Below are 5,473 nucleotides of genomic sequence, written 5' to 3' on the forward strand. Positions count from 1 at the left end.
GATTTATGGTATGGAATTATGGGCTGATTTAGCTCTGAATTTAATCAATCTCAAGCCTCATAAACGCCTCTTTTTTCAACGGGGCTTTCAGGCTCTATCCCTTATGAAACAAGCTCTTTAGCCGCCTTGTCACCCGTTAAGTATTTTTTTACTCCCTTATTTTCTCAAATTATTGCCACATCTCATCTTCAACCGCCTTGTCACCCGTTAAGGGGTTAGTGCGATCGCTATTCCCTGATCCGACTGATCGCCATCCTTCAGAATCAAGCAGTGCGATAGCGTTCGCGGAGCGTCCCGGAGGGAACTAGCGCTGCTGCAAGCAGTTCGCTTGTGCTAAGGTAGTTCTCAAGTTAATTCAAGATTGTGATGATCCTGAGAAAGATGTTGAAACAATTCTTAATAAAACTACCTTTGACTAATCTCGAATACCAAGTCAGATCTGTAAAAACACACATCAAACGCAAGAAAAAAGTTCATGTGTCCTAATATTAACGGTGCATACTTATCTTGTGTCCAAGCAAAAGCCAAATCCACAGCAGGGAATTGTTCAACAGTGGCTTTCACAACTAATGCACGAGCTTCAAATCTAGCTAAATTACCGCCTAATGGCAAAGACAACCTTTGATTTTCCCAGACTGCGCCTAATCCTAATCCCATTTCATAAGGCAAGACATTAACACTAGAACCAGTATCCAACAGACCTGAAACATTCAAAGATTGATTTTGATACGTTAATGTCAGTGGTAAATAAGGAAGTGTACTTAATGCTCCAAGACTGGGATCTACCTCAGTGAAGGCAAATCTTATTTTATTAACCATGAGTCAATTCTTGTGTCTCTTTTAATGCTTGAGCTAAAATGGCAGCAGCCTCAAAAGAGTCATGTAAACCTTGTCTATGGACATCATCTTGAATAGACATCGGTACAATACCAGACTCCCTGAGCAACTCGGCTACAAGGAAATTAAGTAATAAGAGCTTATCGGAGTGAGATAATTGCCTAAGTATGGGAGCGAACTGAGTGGTTGTCAGCATAAGTTCAACGAAAGATACAGATTCTAGTTTTTTGCACTTTGTCTGAGTGTAACACCATCTTCGGGGCAAATTTTCTTGTGCTTCCTTAACTATTATTAACTGCGATGCCTACGGAGTGTAACGCACCTTATTTATGATTATTTACTAATTTTCGGTGAGTTACGCGATCGCTAACACACGCTACAGTGCGATCGCACCAAAACACATAAACCCTTATTAGAATCGGATAATTTTGATCGTACATTGCGATCTCTCAAAACAGACATCAAATTCTCTAAAAAAGTTCCTTTGCCCAAGGATTAAGGGTACATGAGAGGCTTCTACCCAGGCAAATGCTAGACGAACGGGTTCAAGATTCCCAGTTTGAACTTGCACAAATAACCCCCGTGCTTCAACCTTTGCAAGATTTCCAGCCAATGGCAAGCGAACAGTTTGATTATCCCAAATCGCGCCTAATTGTAACCCTGTAATTCATAATGTGATAAGTGCATTTTTGTTAATTTTATGATACCATTTATTTCTGCTAAAAACAGTGAGTTTTGAAAAGACTCAAGCCCTAATCACAGTGCGATCGCTGATCTTGTAGGGTGCGTTAACGGAGTGTAACGCACCTTATGTATGATTATTTACTGATTTTCGGTGCGTTACTAAACTATAATCAGAGAAACAGAAAAATCAGATTATGAACTTAGATACAATTCAACAAGATATTGCGTCTCTTCCTCCCGATGCACAACAAATCATAGTGGAACTTGTAGAAGTCCTGAAAAAACGCTATCTTCTGAATCAACATGAATCCTCAGAAAATTCCTTGCAAGACTGGTCAGACTTTATCGGTTGATTATCGAGATTTTAACACCTATCGCTGGAAAAATACAGAACCGTTCGATAACCTCTTTCATGAATTTTTATGATGTAATGCGATGCCTATGGCGAGGGAAGCGATCGCTCAAAATCCATTATCTTGTGCTTCCTTAACTGTGATTAACTGCAACAGAAACAACCAGCACACTAAGATTCACTGTTATTATTCAAGCAGCTTCTTGAGAATTTTTAGAGCCTGGTTCAGCCAGGATTGGTTCAATATCTTGGCTTTTGTCTCTTTGAATAAATTCATCTAGTAATTGAAAAAAGTAATCAAATGCAGCTTTTTCATCAATACAGGTGAGTAAAATAATTTTATCCCAAGCGTTAACGGTATGGATAGATAAGCGGTTTTGTAGCCAGGGTTGAAAGTTTTTATAAAAATCACTTTCATTTTCAGTATTAGTAATACCTAATTCAGAACGAGAAAAGCGATATCCCAAAATAAACATCCGTAAATTACTGATAGATGCTGTTCCCAAATATAAGCCTGGTTTGGTTTTAATTTTTTCGAGTAAGTTAAATAATGTACTCATTGAGTTTAACTCCATTAAAAACCTTGTTTTTCTAGGCGATCGCTCAAAATAAAATCTTCATTGTCGTATATAGTCGAAAGTCGCCAAAGTTTACCAGGAATTTTACGTTGTTTTAGCCACTGTTTGAGTGTTTTGGCACATTCTTGGCAATGAAGTAATGGAAATCGAATGACAAGATTACCAATTGCTTGATGAATTTCGGCAATGGCTAAATCATCCGGTAAATTATACAAAAACAGCACCTCCTAAAAAATGTTGATTTTATTTTAGTCATTGGTGGTCAACTTGGACAAGTGATTCTAGTCCTTTGGAAATTTCAACTTTGTCTTACAGCGATTTTCGGGTAAATAAACCACATTTTTTGATCTCGCGCAGCAGGAAAAGCGCGAAGGAAGAAGGTAATCAAAGTGTGGGTTAAATCGCCGACAACTGCTGTAAGTAGAGTGCGTAAGCGTTGCGCTCCCTCATCGCTTGCGGGGAGGGGGTTGGGGGTGGGGTTCTTGTTCCGGGTTTGATGACAATTTGCTGTAACTCAATACCCAAAGTTACATCTTTATAACGCAGACATAAATCCATTCTGTCACTACCAATGGCATATTCCCTTTCTAAAATTCCCCCACCATTAACCACACGATGTAAAAAAGCCATTAATAATGGTTCTCCATGTTGTCGCCAAAACTTGAGAAATGCTGTTAATAAAGCATCTATATTTAATTCACCTTTTGGGGTTAACCTGCGATCGCTAATATTGGGTTAGTGCAATCGCTAATCAATTCGGATAATTTTGATTGTGGATTGCGATCTTTCAAAACAAACATCAAATTCTCGAAAAAAGTTAGTTTGCCCAAGAATTAAGGGTACATTAGAGGTTTCTACCCAGGCAAATGCTAGACGAACGGGTTCAAGATTCCCAATTTGAACTTGCACAAATAACCCCCGTGCTTCAACTTTTGCCAGATTTCCAGCCAATGGCAAGCGAACAGTTTGATTATCCCAAATTGCGCCTAATTGTAACCCAATATCATAAGGTAAGACATTGACAGTAGACCCAGTATCCAGCAGTGCATTTGCAGAAATAGAAGAGTTTGCATAACTCAGAATGATAGGAATTGTGGGTAATGCTTCATCATCATTAAAGGGAAACTCAACTGTACTAGGCATCAGTAGATACCTCTTGGTGATCCTGAATCATCTGCATGAGAATGTTTGCAGCTTCCGTTGCGTGATATGGCGACCAAATCGGGTATTCTGAAGCAGAAAAAATAACTTGTAGTTCAGCGTCTGGGATTTGTGTGGCTAGGAGTTTGAAGAGTGATAACTTGTCTGACTGACTTAGATTGTTGACCAGAGGAATTAACTCAGCGAGTGACATATTTTAAACTTTGAGATATACAATAATACATTTATCATAAGCGATCTGTTCGGAAGTGAAACAAATCATCCACAAATTATTAGGAGGTTTATGAATAACTGGACTGTAGAACAAATTACCTTTCGTTGTGAGCGTCTTTCTGTACGTCTGGAAAAATTAGCACAGAACTTTCTACAAATGGCATCTCTCAGTTTAAATGAATTTAATGGAGAAGCGGTACTTGAGATTATTCCAGAAAGTAAAGTGTTTTTAGAATTGACAGCCATTGATTTAGATGTAGATAATGCCTTTGAATTAGCTCAAATACAACGTCAATTATCCAAATGGCATATTCATTGGTTATCAACTTGGGCAAGTGATTCTAGTCGTCTGGAAATTTCCACGTTGTCTCAAACCTGGGCAAATCGAACTAGGGAAATGGCACGAGTTCTGGTTTAAATTCCCATCTCTTAACCTTGATATCCTGCTGTTAAAAATATTCACGCCCGAATCACAGTAATTCGACGTTGATTTTCCGTCACCACAACCTCAGTTGATAACCTTTCTTCCATTGGTAAAGCATTTTTCCGCCTATCAAAGATAAATAACCAACCAAAATCCAACCCCAAACGCCCTAAATAAGATTCTAATTGTTCAATTCCATCACTTTGAGGATCGCGTTTTTTATCCCGCCATACCTTTAATTCAATTCCTAAAATAACATCTTTATAACGCAGACATAAATCCATTCTATCACTACCAATGGCATATTCCCTTTCTAAAATTCCCCCACCATTAACCACACGATGTAAAAAAGCCATTAATACAATATGCGGTGCAATTTCATGGTAAGCAGCACTACTTAATAATGGTTCTCCATGCTGTCGCCAAAATTTGAGAAACGCTGTTAATAAAGCATCAATATTTAATTCACCATTTGCAGTCAACCAACTAGGACTAATTAAAGGTAAACTATCCTGAGTTCCTTGGACTAAAACACGAGGAATTACTTCACGATATATGGGGTTAGAAATAACTAAGCCTCCCCTGGGATCACGTCGTAATAATCCTAAATCTATTAAATATTGCCTATCATCTGCTAGGGTATCGGGTAAGGTTTGCCCTGCTAAAATAGGTTCAATAATATTTTTAATTCGTTTTTCTCTGAGTCTTTCCGCTAAACTATCCAAGTGAGTATCCTGACGAGCAATTAATATTTCCTTCGCTTGTAAAATGTGTTCTTTGGTAATCGCAATATTTCTATCTTTCACCATTTTTTCCACAATTTCTTTAGCTAAAGCATTGACTAACCAAGGTTGTCCTTGAGTTAAATCATAAGCTGTCTCTATAGCTTCTGGTGTAAAAATTTGTCCTGTAGATTCTGTATGTTGTTGATATAATTCTCCTACTTCTGCAAGATTAAAATTTCTCATAGTAATAGAAGCAACTTTAATATTAAAAGGACTGGATGTATTTAATCTGTCACTACCACCTGACGCTACTTTATAATCTCTAACGTCCCTTAAACCAATTAATCCTACTGAGGTCGGAAAATTTTCTGGACGGTTAGGAAAACCATCTCTTAATTGTCGTAAAACTGAAATTAATGTTTGGTCTTGTAAAGAATCAATTTCATCTATAAATAATATTAAAGGACGATTTAAAGATGTTGCCCAAGTTTGTAAAAAA

The 5,473-nt window shown here is 37.8% G+C and carries 8 protein-coding genes and 1 pseudogene; 2 read left to right on the plus strand and 7 right to left on the minus strand.

What is annotated here, in order from left to right; genetic code table 11:
* Window positions 1-405 precede the first annotated feature (405 nt).
* Complete coding sequence (locus tag PN471_RS12275) at window positions 406-819, minus strand: hypothetical protein (protein WP_271777079.1); 414 nt, start codon at window positions 817-819, stop codon at window positions 406-408.
* An 896-nt stretch (window positions 820-1,715) separates the two neighbouring features.
* On the opposite strand from PN471_RS12275, the gene PN471_RS12280 reads away from it, so the two are divergent.
* Window positions 1,716-1,874 carry a hypothetical protein gene (locus tag PN471_RS12280; protein ID WP_271777080.1) on the plus strand — a complete coding sequence of 53 codons (159 nt, stop codon included), beginning with the start codon at window positions 1,716-1,718 and terminating at the stop codon, window positions 1,872-1,874.
* 190 nt (window positions 1,875-2,064) lie between these two features.
* On the opposite strand, the gene PN471_RS12285 is transcribed toward PN471_RS12280, so the two are convergent.
* The 5 genes and pseudogenes from PN471_RS12285 to PN471_RS12305 all read right to left on the minus strand — a co-directional run bounded on the left by PN471_RS12285 (window position 2,065) and on the right by PN471_RS12305 (window position 3,805).
* Window positions 2,065-2,433 (minus strand): hypothetical protein, encoded by a 369-nt coding sequence (locus PN471_RS12285; RefSeq protein ID WP_271777081.1) that lies wholly within the window; start codon window positions 2,431-2,433, stop codon window positions 2,065-2,067.
* 14 nt (window positions 2,434-2,447) lie between these two features.
* Window positions 2,448-2,666, minus strand: coding sequence for a papain fold toxin domain-containing protein (locus PN471_RS12290; protein WP_271777082.1), 219 nt, complete (start codon window positions 2,664-2,666; stop codon window positions 2,448-2,450).
* A gap of 292 nt (window positions 2,667-2,958) precedes the next feature.
* Window positions 2,959-3,186, minus strand: a pseudogene (locus PN471_RS12295) (ATP-binding protein); the annotation flags it as partial.
* 12 nt (window positions 3,187-3,198) lie between these two features.
* Window positions 3,199-3,594: an aspartyl protease family protein gene (locus tag PN471_RS12300; RefSeq protein ID WP_028083596.1), complete on the minus strand. Its 396-nt coding sequence runs from the start codon at window positions 3,592-3,594 to the stop codon at window positions 3,199-3,201.
* Window positions 3,587-3,805 carry a hypothetical protein gene (locus tag PN471_RS12305; protein ID WP_028083595.1) on the minus strand — a complete coding sequence of 73 codons (219 nt, stop codon included), beginning with the start codon at window positions 3,803-3,805 and terminating at the stop codon, window positions 3,587-3,589. The genes PN471_RS12300 and PN471_RS12305 overlap by 8 nt, the downstream gene beginning before the upstream one ends.
* Window positions 3,806-3,895: 90 nt before the next feature.
* On the opposite strand from PN471_RS12305, the gene PN471_RS12310 reads away from it, so the two are divergent.
* Window positions 3,896-4,243, plus strand: coding sequence for a hypothetical protein (locus tag PN471_RS12310; protein ID WP_271777083.1), 348 nt, complete (start codon window positions 3,896-3,898; stop codon window positions 4,241-4,243).
* Window positions 4,244-4,284: 41 nt separating this feature from the next.
* On the opposite strand, the gene PN471_RS12315 is transcribed toward PN471_RS12310, so the two are convergent.
* The coding region (locus tag PN471_RS12315) for an ATP-binding protein (protein WP_271777084.1) at window positions 4,285-5,473 on the minus strand (1,189 nt) is incomplete at its 5' end.

Source organism: Aphanizomenon sp. CS-733/32 (assembly GCF_028330045.1).
GTDB classification, from domain to species: Bacteria; Cyanobacteriota; Cyanobacteriia; order Cyanobacteriales; family Nostocaceae; genus Dolichospermum; species Dolichospermum gracile.